The sequence below is a fragment of the Micromonospora sp. B11E3 genome (genome assembly GCF_039871625.1).
GTDB lineage: Bacteria > Actinomycetota > Actinomycetes > Mycobacteriales > Micromonosporaceae > Micromonospora.
The window spans coordinates 1-20,753 of the sequence record NZ_JBDPMC010000059.1 but is presented as its reverse complement, the minus strand read 5'-3'; the positions used below and the strand labels follow the sequence as shown (position 1 = coordinate 20,753).

The window sequence follows — 20,753 nt, the reverse complement described above, 5'->3', positions numbered from 1 at the left end:
GCATTGAGTCGGTTTGGGTGTCGACCTATCGAAAGGCGGCGGTCAACACCTCAGCTTGGTGCTGCCGGGCAACCTGCCCCATCCGCGTCGTGTGGAATGTGTCGAACGAGTGATAGGTGCGCGAGTAGAGGTGAAGGTCCACGGGGACCCCCGCGGAGAGCAGTCGCTGCGCGAAGTGAAGACCCTCATCGCGCAGTGGGTCGAACTGCGCGATCGCGATAAATGCCGGCGGACACCCGGTCAGATTCTGAGCGGAAGACGGCGAGGCCCAGCGTGGTACCTCGCCGCGATCTCCAAGGTAGTGATGCCACATGACGGGCAACATCGACGCCTTGAGTATCGGCGTATCCGTGTATTCACGTGCCGACACGGTTGTCATGGATGCGTCCAGTACCGGGAAGAGGAGCATCTGCAGGACCAGGCGAACGGAGAACGCTCCGTCGCCGGGAAGTGGCAGGTCAGGGGTCTGGGGCACGCCTTCACGGGAGTCCCGCAGACACAGGACGGTTGCCGCAGCGAGCGCTCCCCCAGCGCTCAGGCCGCCGATTGCCACGCGCTCCCGATCGAACCCGTGCACGTCAGCTTCACGGCCCAGCCAGTCGAGGACGGCCAGGCAGTCCTCGAGCGCCGCCGGGAATCGGGCCTCTGGGGCGAGCCGATAGTCGACCGATACGACTGCACACTTGGCTGCTTCGGCGTACTGGGCGCATCGCTCACGCTCGGTATGGAGTCCACCCATGATGAAGCCGCCACCATGCAGGAACACCAGCACCGGAATTGGGCCGCCCGTTGCCTTTGGCCGGCTCGGGCGGTGCAGAGCGACCGAGAGCTCCGAGCCGTCGGGGCGGCGCAGCTGGATCCGCTCGTAGTCGTCGGCACGTGAGCTTCGGCGTAGCTCGCCGATGATCGTCCGTTCGATCTCCCTCGCTCCTTCTGGGTCGCGAAGGTCGATCTCGGGGAGCAAGGTGGCCAGCGCCGCAAGCTCAGCATCGATTGGCCGCTTCGGCGCCATCATGCGCTCCTTCCACCGGCGCAGGGCACTTCCAGGCGACAGCCCCGGAGCGGCACTCGGCCGCGCGGGGACGACTGAACGCGATGTCGAGGAAACAGTGGGCACGTCGGGGCTGTCTGCCCTATCATGCCTGCGTGCAGGGCCTTTTGCGCAAGGTCGCGGATCTTGACTCGGACGCTGAGCGGGGCATCCGACTGATCGAGTTCTTCGACCAGCTTGTCGTCCACGGCGCCGATCTCGAGGCGATCGTTCGGGCCACTGCCGTGCTCGCGGAGGGCACGGCAGGGGCGATCGTCGGTCGCCACGGAACGGCGTGCGCTGTGGACGCCGACGGTGAACTCCAAGAGCCGTGCGGTCCCTCGGAGGACGCGATCGTCGCCGAGGTACGCCTCGAGGGCGGCGACATCGGCCGTGTGTGGGTTGAGCGACCGGGGGCGAAGCGTGACTGGGACGACCTCATCGTCGACCGAATGGCGTTGACTGTCGCCGCAAGCCAGAGCCGGTCCAGACACACGACGACGCCCTCGCCTCTGGGCCTCAGCAACCCCGCGATCGTGCAGGTACTGTTGGACGAAGACGCGACCGAGGTCGATCGCTCGAAGGCCGTACGACTCCTCGGATTCTCCCCCGGGCAACTCGTCGACGTGATCGCGCTGAATGCACGTACCGACATGCACCAAGCGATGACGAAAATCCGTGCCGAGATGGCCCACGCGACAGGGCGTCACGTCGCAGGCACTGCCCTGTCCAGCACCCTCGGTGCGCTCATCGTCGCATCGGGACCGTTGGAGGACGGGATCCTCGGCAACGGCGTCCTGGCGTGCATCGGTGACCCCATACCGGTTGAGGAGTCCTCCAAAGCGTGGCGGTCGGCTCGTCAGGGCGTACGGTTCGCCTCGCTCGCCGTCCGACAAAACGTAGTGCGTGTGTCGGATCTGGGCTGCTTGGTTCTTCTCTCCGAGCTGCCTCCAGGGATCGTGGTTGGCAATCGCGATGTTGTAGCCATGTCCGAACTCGCCTCTCTCCGGGACGGCGGCACGGACATCCAGTTGCTGCGCACGCTCTGCGTGTCCGGATCTGAGCGCGAGACGGCCAAGGCTCTGCACATGCACCACAGCTCCATCGCTTACCGATTGAGCCGGGTTTCGAAGGTATTGCGATTCAACGTCCGGCTCCCTGAGAGCCGGGATCGCCTCGGCCTGGCACTGCTCCTTTGGGGTCTGCACGCCAGCTCGGTTGGAGCTGCCCGAAGTGGGGCATCTGAACGAAATGTTACCGCCTAGGCGGAGCGGTCCATCCGTAGCGCGTTCGGGACCGCAAGGGCAAGATCTAATCCATCGACAGCGCATGGTGCTGCTCAACCTTGAGGGCCGCTGTCGATGACGTCGGCAAAGTGGAAGAGGAACTGCTCCACGGCCTCCGCGGCCGCAGGAATCCTCCCCGTCATTGTGATGAACCCATGCGGAAGTCCTGGTGACCGGAGATGTTCCGCTCGAACGCCGCTGAGTCGCAGCCTGGCCGCGTATTCATGGCCCTCGTCGCTCAGCGGGTCAAAGCCGGCAGTGACGACGACGGCTGGCGCCACGCGGGATAGATCGGCTTCCACGAGGGGTACCGCAGTCGGAGTCGCCCACGTTCGTCTGTCCGGGAGGTAGCACGCCCAGTACATCGCCATGTCGGCGCGAGTCAGCAGATATCCCTGCGCGTACTGTTCGTGGGATGGGTGTTCTTGCGTCGGGTCTACCGCCGGATAGATAAGGAGTTGGCCGACCAGAGGGATGCCAAGATCCCGGCACGCGATTCCCACTGCGGCGGCGAGGTTCCCTCCTGCGCTGTCGCCGGCGACACACAAGCGTTCGTTGGGCCAGAGTTCGTGCAGCTTCTGAACTACGCCTAGACAGTCCAAGAAAGCGGCAGGGTATGGGTGCTCCGGCGCCAAGCGGTAGTCGACGGCGACGATCTTGCACCCCAGGCGATGGCTGAACCAGCGAAGTTCGGGGTCCAAGGTGTCAAGGGTTCCGAGGACCCACCCACCACCGTGGAAGTAGACCATCGTCGTCGCGGCCCGATATAGCGCGACCGGCTCATAGATCCGGATCGGTATTGAGTGCGGAAGTTCGAGAGCATCGTCTCGGACATCGACTTCCCAGGACGCGAGGTCGAACGGGCCGCGCATCCGGTCGATCGCCGGACCGAATTTTGTCCTCGCTGCCGCAACAACGCTGTGATAGTCGCTTGTGACGCTGTGGTCGCTTGTGTCGAGGTCGAATATCGACGCTTGCTCCTCCTCGCGCAGCAGGGCAGCAACATCTGGATTCAGCAGCGAAGGCACCTGGTTCAACCATCCATTCGCAGTGGAGACGGAGCCGGCGGTCACGAGCGGGCCTTGAACCCGTCAGGCTTATTGGCGATGGCCTGCTGGATACGGTCGAGTTGGAAGGTGGCGATCACCGCTCCGCCACTCGGACCCATGTCGGTATGGTCGATTCCCCGAGCCTCAGCGGCTTTTCGCATGCAGTCACCGATTGTCTTCCGGGCGGCGTAATCCCGCGCCGGACTAACGAAGACCAGCGACTCGGGTTTTCCGCGGTCAGCAGCTGCGGCCAGCTCGGTGTCAGAGTCGTCCTCGAGCCTCGTGCTGCAGACGCCCGGCATTAGTCCCAAAATGCCGCTGATAGCGATTGCCCGCGTCGAGCGCAGTTGAGAGCTGGACATTTCGAGACCCTTCACGGTGGGGAATGGCGCCATCTCGGCACGCAAGCAGCCTATGAGCCCGGACGGCCAGGCCCTACCGCCATATGGAGGGCGTTGTGACGTACGTCTCCGCCAAGTGGCGGAAGGTGCGGACGCTCGGCCCTGGTGGCCGACACACCGCCAGCGGCCTGGGTAAGGCCCCAGCTTCCACAGCTGCTGCACTTTGGTGCTGCACGTGGCCTGATCTCTCCGGCGACTGGGACTCACCCCAGACCAACGCCGAGATCGCCGCTGACTTCGGCATCGGCGCATGACCCTGCTGCTGGACACTCATGTCGCGCTGTGGGCCATCACGGGCGATGCGACTCTCGGCGACGAGTTCCTCGATCGGCTACGCCACGACCCGGACATCTTCCTCTCCCCGGTCAGCCTGTGGGAGATCACCATCAAGCAGAGCGCGGGCAAGATCGCCGGCCCCCCTGACCTGCAACGCCGTTGCGTTAGGGCTGTGATCGGCGGGTCAACCCCTGCTGGTTAGTGAGAACGGGACTCCTGGTAGATCAACTTGTGTCGAGCAAGAAGATCATGCCTCAGGAGTCCCGTTGCAGGAGAAGTCTGTCATCACCCGGTCGATCGAGGTAGCCGGGGGTGTGCACGCGCCCGGACATCTGGGCGAGTTGACCCAGATCATCGACTTCGACCTGGTCGACGCGGTGCTGGAAGAAACCGGGACACGCGAGAAGCGGCTGCGGCTGCTGCCGTCTCGGGTCGTGGTGTACTTCGTCCTCGCGCTCGCTCTGCTCGAACGCTGTTCCTACCGAGCGGCCTGGGGGAAGCTGACCGCGGCCCTGGCCGGCTTGTGCCTGACGCGGCCGAGTATCTCCTCACTGTCACGCGCTCGCCGCCGGGTCGGAGTAGCGCCGCTACGGCGCCTGTTCGAGACCCTGGCCGGTGCCGTCGGCCTGCCCGGTCAGCCCGGCGTGTTCTACCGGGGCCTGCGTACCGTGGCCATCGACGGCACCCACCTGCACGTGCCCGACGAGGAGCAGGTCACCTGGCGCTACCCCAAACGCGTAGGAGACAAGCTGGAGTTCGGCTACCCGCTGCTACGGCTGCTCGTGGTGATCGAGTGCGGGACCCGCGCCCTGCTCGCCGCGGCCTTCGGCCCCGAAACAGAAGGCGAACTGGCTTACGCGCAGCGGCTTCTGGGCGTCCTGGACCGCACGATGCTGCTGCTGGCCGACGCCGGCTTCGACGCCGCGGAATTCCTGCGCGACGTCGGCGCCACCGGCGCGCAGCTCCTGGTCCGCTCATCCGCCCGCCGCCGCCCGACCATCGCGCATCGCCTACCCGACGGCTCCTACCTGGCCCGCATCGGCTACGGCACCCTACCCGCTCTCATCCTGGTGCGGGTCATCGAAGCGCAGGTCACCGTCACCCTCGCCGACGGCAGCCTGCGCCGCGAGCAGTGGCGGCTGATCACCAGCCTGACAGACCACACCCGCTACCCCGCCCACGAACTTTCGCGCACTCCCGGTAACCCACGCCCACGCCATCGCCGCCCGCCGCCTGCCACCGCATCACCGCGATCCCTTCGACCGCATGCTGGTGGCACAGGCGACCGCCGAAAGGATGACTCTGGCCTCCCGCGACACGTCGATAGCGCTGTACGACGTGGATGTCCTGAAGGTGTGAGGGGCGGCTCCCACAGCCGCTGAACCGGCACCCCGGGCATGCGGATCCAGCGCGGACGTGCGGGAATTCACGCCTCCCGTCGCGCGATCAACGTGGCGGTGGCCTGACCACCACACCCGACCGCCGCAGCGGCTCCCGCTACCCGTACGAACCACAAAACGCAGGTCAACAGCGATGTCAGGACTTGAAGTGGGCCGCCTGGGACTCGAACCCAGAACCTAAGGATTAAAAGTAGCCAGAAGGGGACAGAGTGCTATTATCCGCGCGCCGTCCGGATTCCGGGCGCGTCGTCCGGCCGTGTTGATGCTGGTCCGCGGCGCGCCTATCGAGAGTGACGCCGCGGTGAGTGGCTGGCAGAGATGCGAATCCGGGAGTCGTGCCGTGAATCCGTCCGGCATCGGAACATCCGAGCACCCGTGGAGCACCCGTGATGCCGGTGCGCCCGCTCGTTGCCCGCTCCGCCGTGACCCCGGGGACTCGCCACCACTGCATGCCCGGATGGAGCGATCGTCGCAATAGTGTTACGCTTGCTCCATGTCGAGGCGTACGGCGCTGGCTGCGATCAGCCCGGTGGCCAGCGAGCAGTGGGGCATGATCACTGCGGGACAAGCTCGCGGTCTTGGTGTGTCCCGGCAGGACCTGAAACGACTCGTCGATGACGGCACGCTTGCCATCGCGGATCAGGCCGCGCGCGTGTACCGGCTCACGGGCGTGCCCGAGGACCCGGAGTTGGATCGGCTACGCGCGGCCTGGCTGCAACTCGGGGGCGCCAAGTCGTGGCACGAACGCGCCGCCACCCCCGATGCCATCGTCAGCCACCGCAGTGCCGCGCATCTGCGCGGCCTCGGTGACCTGATTCCACACGAGCACGAGTTCTACGCGACCACCCGGCTGCGGCCTCGCCGCCACGACATCAAGCTCCGCGTACGTTCGCAGATCGCCCCGGATAGTTGGGAGGTCTGGAGTGGGCTGCCGGTACGGACCGTGCCAGCGATCATCGACGATCTGCTCGCCGATGGGGAGGACGAGTCCGCAGTGGCACAGGTCGTGCAGGACGCCCTCGCTCTGGGCCTTCTGCACAGAGACGCGCTCAAGGCCATCGTCGCGCCCCACGCGGCCGCCTACGGCCACTCCGACCCGGCAGAGTTCGTCCGGGTACTCGTCGGCGAGGAGACGCGTAGATGACCGGCCGGCCCACGTTTCGGTATGAGACGCCTTCGGCGTTCAGGACGGCACTCAAGGAACGCTTCGGGCAGATCGCGCGAGTTGACCGCCGCTACCGACTCGACGAACTCCAGCGTCAGTTCGCCTACGACCGGGCACTCGCCCGGTTGTTCAGATCCGATGACGCCGACCGGTGGGTGCTCAAGGGCGCTGGGGCGCTGTTGGCCCGGCTCGCCACGGCCCGGCACAGCAAGGACGTCGACGTGTTCTTCAACGCTACCGACGCCGATGTCAACGACGCCGTCGACGCACTGCGCGCCGCGCTCCGGATCGACCTGGGCGATCATTTCGCCTTCGACGTCACCCGCGTCGCTTCCCTCCAAGAGGAGGCCAAAGGAGCCCGCGTACACGTCAACGCCCGACTCGGCCCGACGTCGTTTGCCGGCTTCCACATCGATGTTGTTGTCGGCACCGTCATGACAGGCACACCAGACGTCGTCGCTCCGCTGACGCCACTGACCATCGAGGGACTCGTTCGGCCGAACTATCGCGTCTTTCCGATCGCCGACCACCTGGCCGACAAGCTCTGCGCGACCATCGGTACCTACGCCCGAGACGGGCAGCCCGCGAGCAGCACCCGGGTCAAGGACCTCGTCGACATCGCCATCATCGCCATCACACACGCCATCAGCGCCGATACGCTGCGCACCGCTGTCGTCAGCAACGCGGCGATGCGCAAGATCGAACTTCCCGAACGATTCGTCGTGCCCGACGCCGTTGGCTGGGCCGCACGCTACCCGAGAGTCGCAGCAGAGGCACCCGGCACCGTTCCTGACTACGACACCGCCATTAGCCTCGCGAGCCAGATTTTCGACCCCGTGCTCGATGCAACAGCGATCGGCGTCTGGGACCCGTCGGCGCGAACCTGGATCCCGCAGTGATCTCGCTGTGGGGTCGAGCGCCCGCCGCCGGTGCGTCCCGCGCTCGTCTGCTGCTTCGTCCGGATGGATCGGCCTGAAAATGCCCGGTGGCGTCTGAGCCCGACTCCGCTGAGCAGGTCGCTGCGGCCATAGATCTGCTCGCCGCCGAGGGCCCGGCGCTCGGTCGACCGTTCGTCGACCGAGTCAAGGGCTCGAACTACAAGAACATGAAGGAGCTGCGGCCCGGCTCGGCAGGGGGAACCGAGATCCGCATCCTGTTCGCCTTCGACCCTCAGCGGGAAGCCATCCTGCTGGTGGCGGGTGACAAGAGCGGCAACTGGAAGGGCTGGTACGAAACCAGCATTCTCGAAGCCGACAAGAAGTTCGCCGAGCACCTGCGAGAGCTGAAGGGACAGCACTGATGGCGCGTAGCTGGCGGGATGTCCGCTCCCGCATGAACCTCGACGAGGACAAGGTTGAGCAGCACAAGGAGCGCATGCGCGGCGAGGTACGCGCAGCGCGACTGCGCGAGATGCGCGAGAGGCGTGGCCTGACTCAGCAGCAGGTTGCCGACCGCATGAACGTTTCCCAGCCGCGCGTCGCCGCCATCGAGAGCGGCGAACTACCGAAGGCTGAGGTCGGCACGGTCGCCCGGTACATCGCTGCCCTTGGCAGCAAGGCTGAGTTCGTTGCCGAATTCGACGGCGAACGTGTGACCCTTAGTTGACGCGAGGGGCACGAAGGCGTCTCTGTCGTTGCCCTCATGCTTGTCGCGCACTCGCGAAGCCTCGGCTGATGCCGGGGCTTCGCCGTTGAACGGGCGGAACCTGAGTACGCATCGATTTCGCCTGCCGCGTGCGAGTCCGCCGCTCGCTCCTCGCCCGGTTCAGGGCCAGCATGATCGCCCGTCTCGTGCCCACGATCCGGTCCGTTGCTGTCTCGTTGCTGTCAGCCGTCGTCTCTCCGGCCTGACTGATGGGTCCGGACGCCGTGTCGCGGGCGCTGACCACAGCGACCTGGACCGCGAGCGCGAGGCCCGGCTCGCGGCTCGGGTGACATGCCTGCTCCTTCCCCGGCTACCCGCCGGACGCGCTACGGCCGGTTTCCGGCCCCTCTCACTGGTGCCGTACGGCGGTGTTTCACCAGGTGTCGGGGTCGGTGATCGTAGTGGCCGGCCGGTAGCCGCCCAGGACGGTCAAGCCATCCAGGTCCGCGTATCCGTGGCCCCGCCCGTCGAGGAAGAGTTCCACCTGGCAGGGCTTGACCCACATTTCCAGCACGTCGCTGCCCTGTCGGCGCACCCGGTAGGGTCCGGCTGTCAGATCACCGGCGTCGGCGCCGATGTCCACCGCCGGGCGTTGGGCTCGAACGGTGAGCCAGCGACCGGAGGAATCACCCACCACGAGCGATCCTTCGGCGAAGGCATCCGGGCGGTCCATGCTGAGCTGGACCGAGCATTCCAGCAGGCGGGCACCGGCGGGCAGCGATTGCAGGCGGAACGGTACCGCGCAGCGCCGGGCGCCGTCGAAGCGTACGCGGCCTGCCGCACTAACCGCCTCGTTGCGGTTGTCCGCGTAGATCTCGAGTCGAGCCCATAGGCCGTCGACGGGTTGCCAGCGCACGAACCACAAGCCCGACCTGCCCGTCGGCGCCGGATCGACCCAGGCGTTTCCCGGCTGCTCGCCGACGCGTACGTCTGCCGGCGGCTGGGGCCGGCCCGAGGACGACAACGTCTGCCGAACGCCGTCCAGCGTCGCCGCGCTGCCTGCCAGCACAAATCGCGCCGGACGGGTTCCGCCCTGGAACTCGACGCTTTCGACGCCGCGGCCCGTGGTCCAGGTGGCGTGCCGTGCGCCGGAAACCAGGGTGTCGGCCGTGAAATGTACGACGGCGGGATCGGCGCCGACGAGGTCGGGCCGCTCGGCGGCGCCGGGCTCGTTCGACGACGCCGGCAGCAGAAGCCCTGCCTGCCTGGGCGTCTGTCCGAGTGGTATCACCATGAATGCAGCCGCCAGGACCGCAAACGCTGCCGCCACGCACGCGGTGACCAGCCCGCGACGTCGTCGCCGCAGGCGCCGCCCGCGAAGGACGGCCTGTGCCACGATCGGTGCCGGGTCGACGTCGGCTCCCGCATGGGCGTCGAGCGTCACGGCGAGGCGTTGATCGAGGTCGGATGACATCAGAGCACTCCCATCGGTTCGACGGTGTCTCGGCCCAGCCGATTGCGCAGCGCCGCCAGGGCGCGCTTCGCATGCGTACGGACCGTGCCGGTGGAGCAGTCCAGGATTTCCGCGATCGTCCAGTCGTCGAGATCCTCGTAATACCGCAGGACGATGACCGTGCGTTGCCGCGAGGGCAGGGCGCGGACGAGTTGCCACAGGGCGTCCCGCTCGGCAACCTCGGCGCTCTCGTCGCTCGTACCCGGGCGCTCGGCCACGACGGTGACCAGAACCTCCCTGCTGCTGCGTCGGCGCCACCACGAATGGTGGCCGTTGACGAGCATCCGGCGTACGTACAGGTCAGGTTGCTCCATCCGGGAGATACGCGCCCACCGGGCGTACGCCCGGGCGAGGGTGTCCTGAAGGAGGTCCTCGGCCCGATGCTCGTCACCGGTGAGCAGGCGGGCAAGTCGCAGAAGCGCCGAGACCCGGGCGAAGGCGTACTCCTCGAACGTCACACCCTATTGAACGCAGTGGCATACCCGCTCCGTAGACAACGGCCCCGGCACTCCGCAACCCCGCCGGGCGGCAGGTCCCGGTTCCGGGCAGCAGCGGCGGGCCTGCCGCGCAGCCCGGGCTGACTATGAGTCGGTCCGTCCGCCGCGAACGTTGAAGCTCCCACGGAGCAGCTGACCCCGAGCATGCGACTCGCCGGAGGGCCTGGGGCTGGATACGGCGGCGGCTTGTTCAATGGGGTGGTGACGGCGACATCGATCGATCCTGCAACTGCTGGCTGCGCCTGCGGCTGTGCAGAGGAGTTGGCCGTGCTTCGCGCGGAACTGGCCGCGTTGCGGGCCGACGTTGCTCGGCTGTTGGCGCCGGCCGCTGGGGCAACGACGCAGGGGCAGTCGGCCGCCGGTGGATCGGTCCCGGCTGGTGCTGGGGAGCGGCTCGCGGCGGAGCGGGTGGCCCTGTTCCGGTCCCTGTTCGTGGGGCGCGACGACGTGTACGCCCAGCGGTGGGAGAAGGATGGCCGCAAGGGCTGGTACCCGCAGTTGGAGCGGCTGCCGGGGCAGTCGTGGCAGGAGGCGAAGGAGGCCCGCCGGTACCGGCCGTTGACCGATGCGGTGCTCCACGACCACCTGTCCGGGCGGATCAGCATCGGGCTGTACCCGATGCTGGCCGATGACTCGTGTCGGCTCCTGGCCTGTGACTTCGACGGCGAGCAGTGGCAGCTTGATGCCCAGGCGTACGTCCAGGCCGCCGACAGCGTCGGCGTTCCGACCGCGGTCGAGATATCCCGCTCCGGGCAGGGCGCCCATGTGTGGACCTTCTTCACCGAGCCCGTGCCGGCGTTGGACGCGCGGGCGTTGGGGTTCGGGTTGTTGCGTGAGGCGATGGCCGTTCGCGGGGAGTTGGGGCTGGACAGCTACGACCGGTTCTTCCCTGCTCAGGATCACCTGCCGGCGAAGGGTGAAGGGCTGGGCAACCTGATCGCGTTGCCGCTGCAGAAGCAGTGCCGCGATCTCGGCACGACAGTCTTCGTCGACCCGGAGACGTTCGCCGCGTATCCAGATCAGTGGGCGTTCCTCGCGGACGTCGACCGGCTCGGCCTGGCCGACGTGCAGCGGCTCGTCGCCGAACTGCGGCCGGTGGCGGTCGGCCCGGAGGCAGTGCTGTTCCGGTCGACGCTGCGCCCCGAGGCGGCTGCACCAGCCGTGGTCCATGCCGAGTGGGCGGGGATGCTCGCGATCCGCCGGGCCGGGCTGCCGGCGTCGTTGCTGGCCTCACTCAAGCACGCCGCGTCGCTGGCCAACCCGGAGTTCTACAAGAACGAGAACCTGCGCCTGTCGAACTGGAACACCCCGCGTTTCGTGCGCTGCTACCGAGAAGATCTGGAGTTCCTGTACCTGCCTCGGGCGATGGCGGACAAGGCCACCGAACTGGTGGCGCAGGCTGGCAGCCGGCTCGACATCACCGACCGGCGCGCTGACCCGCCGCCCATCGACGTAACGTTCATCGCGACGTTGCGGGACCGTCAGCCCGCCGCGGTCGCCGACATCGCCCGCCACGAGCACGGCGTGTTGGAAGCCCCACCCGGATCGGGAAAAAGACCGTCATGGGTTGCGCCCTCATCGCCCACCACCGCACACCCACCCTCGTCCTGGTGGACCGGGCTCCGCTGATGGACCAGTGGCGCGACCGCCTCACCACGGTCCTCGACGTCGACCCCGGGCAGATCGGGCAGATCGGCGGCGGCAAGACCAAACCGACCGGGCACATCGACCTGGCCATGATCCAGACCGTCGCCCGCATGGACGACGCCGCACAGCGGCTGGGCGGGTACGGGCTGGTCATCGTCGACGAGGCCCACCACGCGGGCGCCCCCACCATCGAGAAAGTACTACGCCGCATCCCCGCCCGGCGATGGGTCGGCCTGACCGCCACCGCGTACCGCCGCGACGGCCTCGGACCGGTCATCTTCATGCACTGCGGGCCGAAGCGGCACACCATCCCGATGATCGACAAAGGTGACCCGGGTGCCCTGCGGCGCGGCCTGCACATCCACCACACCAGCTACGCGCTGCCCGACGACGCCGACACCACCAAGCCCGGAGCGATCACCTCCGTGGTGTTCGGCGGCCTGGTCGCCGACGACACCCGCGACGAGCAGATCTGCCAGGACGTACACGCCGCCCTCGCACGCGGCCGCAACTGCCTGGTCCTGACCCGGCAGACCGCCCACGTCGAGGCCCTCGCCCAGCGGCTACGCGACCTCGGCCACGAACCCCACCTGCTCTACGCCACCCGCAAGACCAAAGACCTCAAGCAGGTCCTCGCCTTCCTCGCCGACCCGCCCGCCGACGGGCCACCGCTGCTGGTCGTCGCCACCGACAAGTACGTGGGCGAAGGCTACGACTGCCCGAAACTGGACACCCTGTTCCTGGCCCATCCCGTCTCGTTCAAGGGCAGCATGGTGCAGTACGTCGGCCGGATTCTGCGCGCCCATCCCGGCAAGTCCACCGCCGAGGTCCACGACTACGTCGACGAACACGTCAACGTGCTCGCCGCCATGTGGCGCAAACGATCCCGCTCCTACGCCCAACTCGGTTTCACCGCGGTCGACGGCGGCGGTTGATCGGTTGCCGAGTCAGCGGAGCCCGACCCGGTCGAGGCGGTCCAGCAGGCTCGGCTTACGGGCATGCCGCTCCCGCAGCTGCCGCACCCGCCGGTGGAACGCCTCGGTGTCGCCGTCCCGTTCGGCCAGCGCCTTCAAGTCAGACAGCAGCGCCACGGCGGCGTAGTACTCCTTCGGCTTCTTCGTCTCGATCATCGCGGCCACCTGCTGCCACGCCTGCTCCTGTCGCCCGGCGAGCGCGTTCAGGTGTTGCTCGCGGGCGGCGGCAGCAGCCCGCTTACGACGCTCCCGCTCGGCCGCCTCACGCTCGCGGGCGAGCCGCTGCCGTTCCAACCAGCGTTCCCCCGCGGCAGCCAACAGCTCCCCGACCGTGCGGCGACCACCGGTGCTCTCGTTCGGGGTCGTGCCGTGGAAGCGGGCCAGCAGCTCCGACCGCAGGTGAGCGTCGTCGCCGCGCAACAGCCGTAGGACAACGTCGTCCTTCTCCGACTCGGGCAGCGCCTTCACCCAGCGGGACAGGGCCGATGTCGACGGCGTCTTCTCCTTCAGCGGCGCGCTCGTCTCGGCCGCCACGGCGAGCAGATCCGGGTCCAGCCGCAGGAAGTCGACCAGGGCGTGCAGCGGCCCGGAGAGGTCCTGCAGGCCGGGTGGGACGGGCGGCTCCGGCTCGTCGTCGTCCAGCTCCCGGCCCTGTACGCACAGCAGCCACGCCAGGTACAAAAGCCGCCGATCGCCGGCGGCCAACTCGGCCCGAGCGGGAAGGATCGCGGCGAGGTGACCCCCGCCCTCGTAGACGTCGTCGCCGTCCTCGTCCTCGCTATGCAGATCGAGGATCACGTGCGTACGGGTCGCCCACGAACAGGCCGAATCCCCGACGCAGTACTGGGCGGCCGTGCGCGGATCGAGCACCGCGATCGGTAGCCGCAGCGCGACCCGGTGCGTGCCCCAGTTCGCCAGGTACAGGAACGCGTCGAAGTACCGCTGCATCCACTCCCGCGGGTCACCCTTCAGGCCACCCCACTGGTAGTCGTTGACGAAACTCGACGACGTGATCCGCGCCCGCGTCGACAACGACCGCAGCTCACGCTGCTGCGTCGACGTCAACGGCCGGTCGACCGCCACGAACTCGTAGTACTGGTACTCACTCACCGCCGGCTCCATCCGCCATGATGATTATTTGCCCGCCCAATGCCGGTACGCATCGATCCACTCCGCGCCGGGCGGTGGCGGCTCCGGCAATGGAAGATCCAGAATCCCGATCGCCTGACGGATCCGGCCGCGATGGCAGATCGCGACCACTTCGCCGTGGCGCAGGTCAACCCACCGCACCGTCACCTCGACACCCAGAACCTGCGTCGTGAACGGCACCGACAGATTGTCCTCGATCATTGTGTAGAGGCCGGTCAGCTGCTCATCGTCGTCGTAAGCGTCGACCGTCGCCTCGCCGACCAACGCGTCCAACTCGGCCCGGCTGAGTGAACCCACCGCAGCACCCTACGACAGCCCCCGCGCTACGTCCCGAGCGACCGCATCCACCGAGCCCATCGCCACCCTCGGAGCGGCGCGCACAGGCTGCAGGATGGGCGGATGTTCATCCTGCGAGCGACCGCGAAGCTACGCCAACGCATCGGCCTATCCGCCCCGCATGACGGCGAGCAGTCCACGACGTTGCTCGGCGACTGGTACGCCACCATGCTTCCGTGGCGACCGCAGGTCGCGCTGCTCGTCAACGAACGCACATTGCTGCCGGTGCTCATGCCCCTCGCGCCGGCCGCCACCATGCCGACCCGGGCCGCCGACCAGGTCGGCGCGGTGCTCGCCGCCCACAGCGTGCCCGACCTGGTGATCCGCGCCGAGGTCGACCAGATGCGCCAGTGGCGCATCGCGCCGACGGCCAACCGCAGCATCGTCGGCATCATGACCGACTTCGCCTTCCTCGCCGACACCTGGCGCAACGCCGCCAAGCCGAACCTCCTCGACCTCGCCGTGCGGCTGGCCGCGACACCGTGCAGCCCGCTCTACCAGCGTCATGTCAGACCCGACCGGGAGCTCGCGGCCATCGTGCAGCAGATCAGCTCGTGAGCGGATCAGGCGCCTGCCGGTGACGGTCACCAAGTCGTCGTCCGGCACTCCGTCGGGGTAGGCCGTGTGCAGAGTCTTCAGTTCGCAGACCGGCTGAGAGGCTGCCGACGGGCGGCGCCGCCGACGGGCGGAGCGTCGCATGGGTAGGCTGCCATCCATGCAGCCCGCCTCGAAGCTGGAGCGCCGGGTGGTGGCCGCTGCCGAACAGGCATTGCGGCACAAGCGTTACGTGAGCCCGCTCGACGTGCTGACCGGGATGGGCTGGGTGCCGCTCGGGCTGGTCACGGACTGGCGGCAGGGCCGGGCGCCGCACCTGGAAGCGGTCGCGGCGGTGTCGGCGGACCGGCTCGCTGACGCGCTGGAGGTGTTCCGTCGCTGGGTAGCCAGTCGTGGCCTGCGCCCCAGCCAGGTCGAGTATCTCGCCGCCACCCGCGACCGGCGGCCGCTGCGCTTCACCGCCGCCGGCGATCTCACGCTGGAATTGACGTACCGCACGCACTGGACGCCGGCGGACCTGCCGGAGCGGCAGCGGGAGCGGCTGGGTGCCCGGCAGAGCAAGCCGCCGGACCTGGTGGTGGTGCAGCCGCTGAAGGCGTTCACCTGCGTCGGCTGCGGGCGCACGGACGCCGACATGCTGATGATGGAGGACGCCGGGCCGGCGTGTCTCACCTGCGCTGACCTCGATCACCTGGTGTTCCTGCCAGCCGGCGACGCGGCGCTGACCCGTCGGGCCAGACAGGCCAGCCGGCTCTCGGCGGTGGTGGTGCGGTTCAGCCGCTCCCGGAAGCGCCACGAGCGGCAGGGACTGCTGGTCGAGGAGGCCGCGGTCGAGCAGGCCGAGCGCCAGTGCCTCTCCGACGAGGAGGCCCGTGCCCGCCGCCGCGAGCGGGACCGGCAGCGGCGAGCGGCCGCGGACGAGCGGTTCCGGCAGGATCTGGCCGAACGGATCGGCCGGCTGTTCCCCAACTGTCCGCCGATGCGGGCGGCGGCGATCAGCCGACACACCGGCACCCGCGGCAGCGGCCGGGTGGGGCGCAGCGCAGCCGGTCGGGCCCTTGACCCGGACGCCGTGACCCGGGCCGTGGTCGCCTCCGTGCGGCACGAGGACACCGCGTACGACGAGCTGCTGATGGCCGGTGTGCCCCGGGAGCAGGCTCGGGAACGGGTCCGGGACGACATCGATCGGGTCCTTGAACGGTGGCGGCGCCCGGCCTGAACGCCGGACCCCGTCCCGCCCCGAGCCTCGCTGGTCGGCTCACAATTCTGCTGAGAAACAGCAGGTCGGACGCGTTGTAAACCGGAGGTGGCACCTGGCTACAGCTAGGCGGCCGGGAAACGACTCGGCCCGCTCAAGGTAGTCCGGGTGGCGGGGGATCAGCGGTTGCCGAGCAGGGCCCGTGCGACGTCGGCCGGGTCGCTCAGGCGTGGCAGCGGAAAGCTGTCACCACTGTCCGGCTCGGTGGGTGATGGATCGGCGCGGCGTCGTTGCGGGATCTCGATCGCTGGGCTGCCGTCGAGGCGGAGGCCGGCCGGGGCGTGGCCGGCGGCGCGCAGTGCGGCCAGGGTTTCGGCCTGCGATTTTGCGGTGGCGAGCACGGTCGGGGCGAGCCGGACCAGGTGCAGGGCCTGCAGCGAGCGGGTGTTGAGGATTTCGGTGAGCAGCGTTTCGTCGTCGCTGCACAGGCAGCAGCCGGCTGGGCGTACCTGAACGCGGCCGTATCGGCGGGCTACGTCGTTGATCAGGTACGTGAGTGTCTGCGGCACCCGGCCGCCTTCGGCCACCTCGGTGATCCGGGCCAGCAGATCCGCCGGGGTGCTTCCGGCGTCGAGTGCGCCGCGGACGCTGGCCGGCGAGAAGCGCCAGGTCCAGGCGCCGCTGCGGGACTCCGGCCGGGCCGCGCCGTCCAGCAGCGCCAGCAGGTTGGCCGACGGGGTGCCGGTCACCACCGCGGTGAGGTCGTTTTGCAACAGGACCGTGCTGCGGGACCGGGGCAGCATGGCCTGAGCGTGCCGATGAGTCGCGTCGGCGTCACCGGTCAGCAGGCTACGGCAGAGCCTCGTCGCTGTTCCGTGAGCAAGCAGGCCGAGCCGGTGGGCTTCCCGCCAGATGCCAGTGACATATCGGTGCAGATCCTCGTCGGCCTGGTCGGTCAGGACGGGGCTCTGCCAGGCCAGCCGGTCGGCGAGCGCGCCGGGGTCGGTGGCATGCCCTTCGGGTAAGACATCGGCGAGCGTACGCAAGGCCAGGGCACGCAGACCCGTCAAAATCATCTCCTCGCCCTCGTTCCAGTAGAGGACACGGGAGGAGACCGCGGTGGAGTCGGCGGGGGCGAGCGGGCACGCGGGCATCGTCAGCCAGGTGTCGACGAGGTCCAGCAGCTGGTCCGCGGGTTCGGTGGCGGCGAACTCGTCATAGGCCGCCGAGAGGGCCAGACCGGTGTCCGAGGCCTCGGTGAGGCCGCCCGCGGCGAGCAGTTCGATGATCAGGCGGATATGGTCCTCGTCCAGGCCGGACGACTTGGCGATTCGGCGGACCTCGCGTACGCCCAGACCGCCGGTCTTGAGCAGCGGCACCGGGCCGCCGCTCATGGTTCCGGCGATCGCGGTGATGGCGGCGAGGGTCTGCGAGGCGGCGGCTGCGGCCTCCCGTTCGGCGTCCCTGGGCTCGACGGGAGTGGTAGGCAGGGCCGGCGGCTGCGGGTCGAACGCAGCGACATAGCCCTCCCGCAGCGCGAGCGCCACCTCGCGGGGCATCTCCTCGACGCCCCACGCGGAGCCGACGACGAGACCACGCTCGGCGGCCCACGGCAGCCCCACCCCGGCCGACCCGAACATGATCCCTCGCACATGGAAGGACGGTGCCGGCCGCGAGGCGAGCGCGGCGAGCCGGGCGCGAACATCGGCGGGGGCCTGCGCCACGAGTCGGCGCACGTTCTCCGGCCGCGCCAGCCAGCCGACCAGCGCAACGATCAACTCGTCCTTGCCGCGGCCCGCTACGGGGATGCCGTACACCTTCGCCAGCCTGCGCAGCTCGTTCATGTTCCGTCCGGCGAGCAGCTCGGCGGCACCGGGTCCGAGGCCCAGCGGGTGCGGCCACATCGGGCTCAGATGTGCCGCCGCGAAGCCGTCGGCGTACGGCCAGATCAGGGCGAGCCCGGTGAGCCGGCGCAGCGCCGCGGCCAGGTCCGCGTCGCCCTCCGGTACGCCCAACAGCGCCGCCAGCCGCGCAGTGGTGCACCCATCGCCCAGCGCCGCGGCGGCCTCGCCCACCTGGAGCTGCGGCAGGGTAAGCAACGCACAGGCAGCCACCATCGACGACGGGTGAAGCAGCCGTACGGCGAGCTGGTCGGCGGTCTGCGGCGCAGGCTCGATGGTCGCGTCGCGACGTTTCGCGACCAGAGCGGTGAGCTGCTCCTGGGTCAGGGCGCAAAGGTGAGCGGCGAGGGACTGCATCCCGCCAACCTACGACGCCCCTCCCCGCCGGACGCGACAAGTACGCCATGCGGGGGACCGTGCCGCAAGGTGTGGATCATCAGCGCGACCCGGCTTGTGGCGCGTGCTGCCGGTTTGACCCCCTCCGTTTGAGTATCCGTTTTGGGTGGACTCAATGTGGCAGAACCCGAACCGCATTCCGCAGCTCAGGGGCCAGTCGTGACGGTTTCACCGGTAGCCAGGCGGGTCGCCTGACGGGGACTACGCCACCCTGCCCCTGCCGGACATCTCCACCGTGGCGCTCGACAGCCGCCGCGCCGCACAGACCGCCGCCCGGGACGCCACCGGCCCGGCCTGGCAGCCGTCGGACCTCGTCTTCGCCACCCGCAACGGTCGGCCGGTCGAGCCGCGCAACTTCAACCGCTTCAGGGACCGGCGCTTGCGATGTGGCGGGAGCCCGGCGGATCACCGTCCGGGATGCCCGGCGTACCTGCGCCTCGCTCCTTGCAGACCTGGACGCGCATCCCCGGGTGGCGATGCAGATCCTCTCGGCACGCTCAGTTCGCCATCACCATGGAGATCTACACAGGGGACTGTGTCGCCTCGCGGCGCCGGGACGCACCCCTGACCAGCGGCGACGCGTGATGTCGCCAAGCGTCATTCCAGGGTTGGGTGCTCGGTGGGCGCTCGTACACTAAAGCCAAAAACCCGACAAATACCCCGATAGGAAGAGGTAAAAGGTGGTGATGGTGGGCTATTTTCCCAGTTCAAAGGTGGGCCGCCTGGGACTCGAACCCAGAACCTAAGGATTAAAAGTCCTCAGCTCTGCCATTGAGCTAACGGCCCGCTGCGCCACCAGGTTACCCGATCACGGGCGCCCCGCTTGATATCCGCCTGGGTGCGCATGAGCCGGCGCTCTGGTCTATGTCGCTGCGACGCAGGCTACTGCTGCATCACCGTGGTGCGCTACTGGCCGGGGCAGACTGTCCCCCGAAGGGCGCCTACTCTCGCCCATAGCGATGCCTGGTGACGGGGCGAGGCCGCGTAGACGTGCTCATGTCAAGCGGGTCCCGCCGCCGCTGGTGGTTGCGGCGAGCCAAGTATGGCGGGCGGCGGCCTAGCAGCAGCACCCAGGGGACCCGCACGGAGGCCACGGTCCGTCGATCGGACAGGCTCGGCGTTGCGATACCGTCAACGTGCCCACATCGGCGTCGAGCAGTCCGCGTCCGCCGGGGCTGGGCGATGGCCCGCAGGGCGCCCCACGAATCCAGGGAGATTCCGATGCCGGAGCTCGAACCTGTTCAAGACGCCCACACCGAGGATGCCGACACGCCAACCACGGCCGAGTCCCAGGCCGACGAGCCTGCCGTCTACGCAAATCGGGCCGCCCGGCGCGCGAAGGGCAAGGTTGCCTCGCCTCAACCCTATGGAAAGGGTCAGCGCCTCAGTGGGCGGGGCTCGGTCCAGAGCCCGCGCCAGTGGGGTAACCGCCGAAGTGGCTGACCCACTGGTCGAGCCTTCGTCGGCACACGGCTCCCAGTTCCCACGGCGGTGGCCGCGGCAGCAGAGCGGGAGCAGCAGGGTGTCTGTCTTCGACGGCCTCAGTCAAACCCATGAACCAATCCGGAGAGGCCATCAGGATGAGCAAGCCCACCGACTACGACGCACCGTACCGACCCGGTGTTGAGGTTGAAGACGACAGCCTGGAGGAACTCAAGGCGCGTGGCGCAGCGTCGCAGTCAGCGAGAGTCGACGCGGACGATGCCGAGGTTGCCGAGAACTTCGAGTTACCCGGCGCGGACCTGTCCGGCGAGGAACTGACCGTGGCGGTCGTGCCGATGCAGCCGGACGAGTTCCGATGCGCGCACTGCTTCCTGGTGCACCACCGCAGTCAGCGCGCCGCGCAGCGCGATGGTCAGCAGGTTTGCCAGGAGTGCTCCTGACGCCGACTGTCAGGGCGCCATCTCACGCCATTCCGGACGACCACCCAGCCACGCGTCGGCGAGGATCTGTGCCGACGCCCGACTGGGACAGAGGTGCAGCTTCGACCGGCCTGCGAGGCCGCCGGTTTGCGCCTCTACTTCCCATCGTTGGCCGTCGGTGCGGATGTAGACGTCGCGGCGTCCCCGCGGACTCCGGTCCCCGTTCCACCAATGACGCTCGATTCTCACCTGCTGACCGTATAGCACCACCTGTGGAAAGACGAGCGAGGATGATCTTGAAACGAGGGCCGGCCGCAGCTCGGTGCAAGCGGCGACCCGTGGGGCTCGGACGTCGGGGAACCGGCATATGCCTTCCTTGGAGGGCCGGTGCCCAGTGTCGATCATTCGGCTCTGGCACAGAAACGGTGGTCGGGGTGACTGGTCTATGCGAGCAGGATTCGTTGTCGTAGGAGCGCGAAGCCGGCTCGGCCGTACATCTGCCGCTTCAGGAACTTGATCTTGGTGTTGGCGCCT

18 protein-coding genes, 1 tRNA gene and 4 pseudogenes are annotated in these 20,753 nt (G+C 68.4%); 14 read left to right on the top strand and 9 right to left on the bottom strand.

Annotated elements, in window-relative coordinates:
- Window positions 1-25: 25 nt before the first annotated feature.
- Complete coding sequence (locus ABGB16_RS24575) at window positions 26-1,015, bottom strand: alpha/beta hydrolase (protein ID WP_347670454.1); 990 nt, start codon at window positions 1,013-1,015, stop codon at window positions 26-28.
- Window positions 1,016-1,146: 131 nt separating this feature from the next.
- Between ABGB16_RS24575 and ABGB16_RS24570 the strand changes: the two genes are divergently transcribed.
- A complete protein-coding gene (locus ABGB16_RS24570; protein ID WP_347670453.1) occupies window positions 1,147-2,295 on the top strand; it encodes a helix-turn-helix domain-containing protein in 1,149 nt (382 codons plus the stop codon).
- Between the two features lie 74 nt (window positions 2,296-2,369).
- Here ABGB16_RS24570 and ABGB16_RS24565 read toward each other — a convergent pair whose 3' ends face one another.
- Both ABGB16_RS24565 and ABGB16_RS24560 read right to left on the bottom strand, forming a co-directional pair.
- On the bottom strand, window positions 2,370-3,344 hold the full coding sequence (locus ABGB16_RS24565; RefSeq protein ID WP_347670452.1) for an alpha/beta hydrolase: 975 nt from the start codon (window positions 3,342-3,344) through the stop codon (window positions 2,370-2,372).
- Between the two features lie 41 nt (window positions 3,345-3,385).
- Window positions 3,386-3,742: a hypothetical protein gene (locus ABGB16_RS24560; RefSeq protein WP_347670451.1), complete on the bottom strand. Its 357-nt coding sequence runs from the start codon at window positions 3,740-3,742 to the stop codon at window positions 3,386-3,388.
- A 206-nt stretch (window positions 3,743-3,948) separates the two neighbouring features.
- Between ABGB16_RS24560 and ABGB16_RS24555 the strand changes: the two are divergent.
- The 8 genes and pseudogenes from ABGB16_RS24555 to ABGB16_RS24520 form a co-directional block, all read left to right on the top strand.
- Window positions 3,949-4,020, top strand: a pseudogene (locus ABGB16_RS24555) (prevent-host-death protein); the annotation flags it as partial.
- Window positions 4,017-4,193 (top strand): annotated as a pseudogene (locus ABGB16_RS24550) (PIN domain-containing protein); the annotation flags it as partial. The pseudogenes ABGB16_RS24555 and ABGB16_RS24550, both read left to right, overlap by 4 nt.
- A 163-nt stretch (window positions 4,194-4,356) precedes the next feature.
- Window positions 4,357-5,007 (top strand): annotated as a pseudogene (locus ABGB16_RS24545) (transposase domain-containing protein); the annotation flags it as partial.
- Between the two features lie 220 nt (window positions 5,008-5,227).
- Window positions 5,228-5,401 (top strand): annotated as a pseudogene (locus tag ABGB16_RS24540) (type II toxin-antitoxin system VapC family toxin); the annotation flags it as partial.
- Window positions 5,402-5,935: 534 nt separating this feature from the next.
- The gene (locus tag ABGB16_RS24535) at window positions 5,936-6,586 is read left to right on the top strand and encodes a type IV toxin-antitoxin system AbiEi family antitoxin domain-containing protein (protein WP_347670450.1); all 651 of its coding nucleotides are present in this window, start codon (window positions 5,936-5,938) and stop codon (window positions 6,584-6,586) included.
- Window positions 6,583-7,506 (top strand): nucleotidyl transferase AbiEii/AbiGii toxin family protein, encoded by a 924-nt coding sequence (locus ABGB16_RS24530; protein WP_347670449.1) that lies wholly within the window; start codon window positions 6,583-6,585, stop codon window positions 7,504-7,506. Before ABGB16_RS24535 ends, ABGB16_RS24530 begins: the two co-directional genes overlap by 4 nt.
- An 86-nt stretch (window positions 7,507-7,592) precedes the next feature.
- The gene (locus ABGB16_RS24525) at window positions 7,593-7,907 is read left to right on the top strand and encodes a type II toxin-antitoxin system RelE/ParE family toxin (RefSeq protein WP_347670448.1); all 315 of its coding nucleotides are present in this window, start codon (window positions 7,593-7,595) and stop codon (window positions 7,905-7,907) included.
- Between the two features lie 32 nt (window positions 7,908-7,939).
- Window positions 7,940-8,212: a helix-turn-helix transcriptional regulator gene (locus tag ABGB16_RS24520; protein ID WP_347670447.1), complete on the top strand. Its 273-nt coding sequence runs from the start codon at window positions 7,940-7,942 to the stop codon at window positions 8,210-8,212.
- Between the two features lie 412 nt (window positions 8,213-8,624).
- On the opposite strand, the gene ABGB16_RS24515 is transcribed toward ABGB16_RS24520, so the two are convergent.
- Both ABGB16_RS24515 and ABGB16_RS24510 read right to left on the bottom strand, forming a co-directional pair.
- The gene (locus tag ABGB16_RS24515) at window positions 8,625-9,665 is read right to left on the bottom strand and encodes a hypothetical protein (protein WP_347670446.1); all 1,041 of its coding nucleotides are present in this window, start codon (window positions 9,663-9,665) and stop codon (window positions 8,625-8,627) included.
- Entirely contained in the window at window positions 9,665-10,162 is a 498-nt protein-coding gene (locus ABGB16_RS24510; protein WP_347670445.1) for a SigE family RNA polymerase sigma factor, read from the bottom strand. The genes ABGB16_RS24515 and ABGB16_RS24510 overlap by 1 nt, the downstream gene beginning before the upstream one ends.
- A 306-nt stretch (window positions 10,163-10,468) precedes the next feature.
- Here ABGB16_RS24510 and ABGB16_RS24505 point away from each other — a divergent pair, with 306 nt between their 5' ends.
- Window positions 10,469-11,830 (top strand): hypothetical protein, encoded by a 1,362-nt coding sequence (locus ABGB16_RS24505; RefSeq protein WP_347670444.1) that lies wholly within the window; start codon window positions 10,469-10,471, stop codon window positions 11,828-11,830.
- Window positions 11,812-12,783, top strand: a complete 972-nt coding sequence (locus tag ABGB16_RS24500; protein ID WP_347670443.1) for a DEAD/DEAH box helicase family protein — start codon at window positions 11,812-11,814, stop codon at window positions 12,781-12,783. Before ABGB16_RS24505 ends, ABGB16_RS24500 begins: the two co-directional genes overlap by 19 nt.
- 12 nt (window positions 12,784-12,795) lie before the next feature.
- Here the strand turns inward: ABGB16_RS24500 and ABGB16_RS24495 are convergent, their stop codons facing one another.
- Together ABGB16_RS24495 and ABGB16_RS24490 are read right to left on the bottom strand one after the other, a co-directional pair.
- Window positions 12,796-13,932 (bottom strand): hypothetical protein, encoded by a 1,137-nt coding sequence (locus ABGB16_RS24495; RefSeq protein WP_347670442.1) that lies wholly within the window; start codon window positions 13,930-13,932, stop codon window positions 12,796-12,798.
- A gap of 24 nt (window positions 13,933-13,956) precedes the next feature.
- Entirely contained in the window at window positions 13,957-14,268 is a 312-nt protein-coding gene (locus ABGB16_RS24490) for a calcium-binding protein (protein WP_347670441.1), read from the bottom strand.
- Window positions 14,269-14,370: 102 nt separating this feature from the next.
- Between ABGB16_RS24490 and ABGB16_RS24485 the strand changes: the two genes are divergently transcribed.
- Both ABGB16_RS24485 and ABGB16_RS24480 read left to right on the top strand, forming a co-directional pair.
- On the top strand, window positions 14,371-14,865 hold the full coding sequence (locus ABGB16_RS24485; RefSeq protein WP_347670440.1) for a hypothetical protein: 495 nt from the start codon (window positions 14,371-14,373) through the stop codon (window positions 14,863-14,865).
- A gap of 157 nt (window positions 14,866-15,022) precedes the next feature.
- Window positions 15,023-16,081, top strand: coding sequence for a DUF2293 domain-containing protein (locus tag ABGB16_RS24480; RefSeq protein ID WP_347670439.1), 1,059 nt, complete (start codon window positions 15,023-15,025; stop codon window positions 16,079-16,081).
- A gap of 158 nt (window positions 16,082-16,239) precedes the next feature.
- On the opposite strand, the gene ABGB16_RS24475 is transcribed toward ABGB16_RS24480, so the two are convergent.
- Together ABGB16_RS24475 and ABGB16_RS24470 are read right to left on the bottom strand one after the other, a co-directional pair.
- On the bottom strand, window positions 16,240-18,318 hold the full coding sequence (locus tag ABGB16_RS24475; RefSeq protein ID WP_347670438.1) for a helicase-associated domain-containing protein: 2,079 nt from the start codon (window positions 18,316-18,318) through the stop codon (window positions 16,240-16,242).
- A gap of 753 nt (window positions 18,319-19,071) precedes the next feature.
- Window positions 19,072-19,143, bottom strand: a tRNA-Lys gene (locus ABGB16_RS24470).
- Window positions 19,144-19,937: 794 nt separating this feature from the next.
- Between ABGB16_RS24470 and ABGB16_RS24465 the strand changes: the two genes are divergently transcribed.
- On the top strand, window positions 19,938-20,240 hold the full coding sequence (locus ABGB16_RS24465; protein WP_347670437.1) for a DUF4193 domain-containing protein: 303 nt from the start codon (window positions 19,938-19,940) through the stop codon (window positions 20,238-20,240).
- Window positions 20,241-20,753 lie beyond the last annotated feature (513 nt).